The sequence below is a fragment of the Erwinia sp. genome, from assembly GCF_031978025.1.
Classification (GTDB): Bacteria; Pseudomonadota; Gammaproteobacteria; order Enterobacterales; family Enterobacteriaceae; genus Erwinia.
The window spans coordinates 1-2,600 of the sequence record NZ_DALZCD010000407.1 but is presented as its reverse complement, the minus strand read 5'-3'; the positions used below and the strand labels follow the sequence as shown (position 1 = coordinate 2,600).

General features: G+C 54.5%; 2 protein-coding genes and 1 pseudogene. 2 read left to right on the top strand and 1 reads right to left on the bottom strand.

All coding sequences use genetic code 11. From position 1 onward, the window contains the following. Positions 1-412: 412 nt before the first annotated feature. The gene (locus tag RTK32_RS21030; RefSeq protein WP_312047329.1) at positions 413-1,243 is read right to left on the bottom strand and encodes a sugar phosphate isomerase/epimerase family protein; all 831 of its coding nucleotides are present in this window, start codon (positions 1,241-1,243) and stop codon (positions 413-415) included. Between the two features lie 207 nt (positions 1,244-1,450). Between RTK32_RS21030 and RTK32_RS21025 the strand changes: the two genes are divergently transcribed. Both RTK32_RS21025 and RTK32_RS21020 read left to right on the top strand, forming a co-directional pair. Beyond that, positions 1,451-2,095 (top strand): DUF533 domain-containing protein, encoded by a 645-nt coding sequence (locus tag RTK32_RS21025; protein ID WP_312047328.1) that lies wholly within the window; start codon positions 1,451-1,453, stop codon positions 2,093-2,095. 138 nt (positions 2,096-2,233) lie between these two features. Next, a pseudogene (locus tag RTK32_RS21020) lies at positions 2,234-2,600 on the top strand (oligopeptidase B); the annotation flags it as partial.

Sequence of the window (2,600 nt, the reverse complement as noted above, 5' to 3'; positions counted from 1 at the left end):
GTCATATATGGCGCAGGGATACCGGCACCGCTTTTAAACCCTGCGCGCATGCTGTGCGGGAATATCGACAGCGATTTTAAGTCCTGCGCGCATGCTGTGCGGGAATATCGACAGCGACTTTAAGTCCTGAGCACATGCTGTGCAGGAATATCGACAGCGGTTTTAAGTTCTGAGCACATGCTGTATGAGGATATTTACAGCGGCTTTAAGCCCTTAATCGCATATTGCGCAGCGATCGACTAAGCCCCAGGCTCATGCTGTGCTGTGCTGTGCTGTGCTGTGCTGTGCTGTGCTGTGCTGCGATGTTGGTTTTAGACCCTTTTACAGGCACATATGTCTCACGCAGGGGCGCTACCCTGCAACCGTAAAGCCTGTCCTCAGACAGGCTTTTTTAATGGCGCCAGGCTCGCGGTCAGGCAAGAGTAGTCTGAGCACAGCAGCGTTTCAGCGCATGCATGGCTTCTCTTGCCGCGTCTGACGGCGACCGCTGTTTAATCTCATCATTAAAGACCTCCAGCCCTACCGGGCCGCTGTAGCCTTCTGCTTCCAGATAATCCAGCAACGTGTAGAGTGGGAAGTGGCCCTGGCCTGGCAGGAGTCGGTGGTGCCTGGCCGTTTCTACCAGTTCGCTGCCGGAAGGCAAAGCCGCTAAATCAGACAGCTGCACCAGGAAGATTTTCTCCATCGGGATGCCGTTTAAGTCAGCTATGGTTCGGTTACGAACAAAAATATGAAAGGCATCCACGACCAGTCCCAGGTTTGGCTCGTCAATACGCTTTACCAGCTGCCAGGCGGCGGCAAGCGTATTGATATGGGTGCTCCAGGCCATGGCCTCAAAAGCCACCCGTAGCCCACGATTTCCCGCTTCCTGCACCAGCCAGCGAAGGTCTTCTTCTTCTCGCCCGGCGATACATTCTTTTTGCGTAGAGGCTGGCACCAGCAGCGTGGTGGCACCCAACACCACTGCGGTATCCATCATTTTCAACGCATCGCGACGTTTTTCCTCGCGTTGCTCGTCCGGCGCACCGTCAAAATCCAGTAATACCTGATAATCCGTCAGGCTGAGCTGCTGCTCCTTAAGCACGCTGACTACCGACCGGGCCTTGTCTTCAGCAGAATCCACGTCCTGCCGCCACAGTTCCACCTGGCTGAAGCCTGCCTGAGCGGCGGCACGAAGTTTTTCTTCCGTCGTGCCGGACAATAAAATCGTGTTGATAAATAGTGGGTTGTGTTGAAAACGCATCCTGTTCCCCTTAAAGCCTCATAGCAAAAAATGGCCAGAGAGTCGGTAAACGGTCCGACCTTTTGACTCCCGCCTGCTGACAAGTATAGCGATCGGCGCAAACTCGCCATTTTTATCAGGACGCGAAAGCTTTTCCAGGCTTTGCCTGAATTGACGCTTCCTGACGCCAGCCGCCCTATGCTGGTTTTTTTACAGGAAGGAGAGCACATGACTGACTGGCTGCAACACATTCAAACCCTCGTGGGGAAAGGTAAGGGCGGCAGCGAAGGCTTAAGTAAAATGCTGGCACCGGGCGCTTTGGGCGGCCTGGCCGGATGGCTTATCACCCATAAATCGTCACGTACTCTGCTAAGTAAATACGGCAAAAACGCGCTGATTATTGGTGGCAGCGCGGCGGCAGGCGCGCTTCTCTGGAATAAGTACAGGCAGCGCGTCGTTGAAACGCATCAGGGAGAGGCCCGGTTTGGCCAGCAAGCCACGCCGGTGGAGCGGCGAGCCGAGCGGCTGGTGCAGGCGTTGGTGTTCGCGGCTAAAAGCGACGGACATATTGATAAAGAGGAACGTAAGGCTATTGACGAACATATTCACCAGGCAGGCCTTGGCGCGGATGGTGAACAGCTGGTGCAGCGCGCAATAGATATGCCGCTGGATCCTGCCATGCTGGCGCAGGACATAAAAAACGAAGAGGAAGCGCTGGAGCTTTATTTCCTCAGCAACCTGGTTATCGATGTCGATCATTTTATGGAGCGCAGCTACCTGCAGGCGCTGGGCGACGAGTTAAACATTCCGCAGGACGTTCGCGACAGCATGGCGAAGGATATTCAGCAAGAGAAGCAAAAAGCGGTCGCCTGAGGATGCCCGGGCGCGTTTCCCGGCCCGGCAAACTTTTTTAACGTTGTTTATCAAATCATTTCAACGCGCTGCGCTTGGCAATCACTCTGCAAGCTGCCACCCTTACTCTGTATAACTGATTCAGCGGGGCAGCAAATGATAAAACCACCGGTCGCTAAAAAAATACCTTATGAGATGAAGGCGCACGGCGAAACGCGCATCGACAACTATTACTGGCTGCGTGATGACAAACGTGAAGATCCGGCAGTGCTGGACTACCTGCATGCGGAAAACGATTACGGACAGGCCGTGATGCATACGCAGCAGGCGCTACAGAATAAGCTTCTGAAAGAGATGGTCGATCGCGTACCGCAGCGCGACAGCTCCGTTCCCTATGTTAAAAATGGCTATCGCTACCAGCGACGCTACGACGAGGGCAATGAATACGCTGTCTATACCCGTCAGCCGGAAGAGACCGCTACGCCGGAAGCGTGGGAGGTGCTGATTGACGGAAATCAGCGCGCCG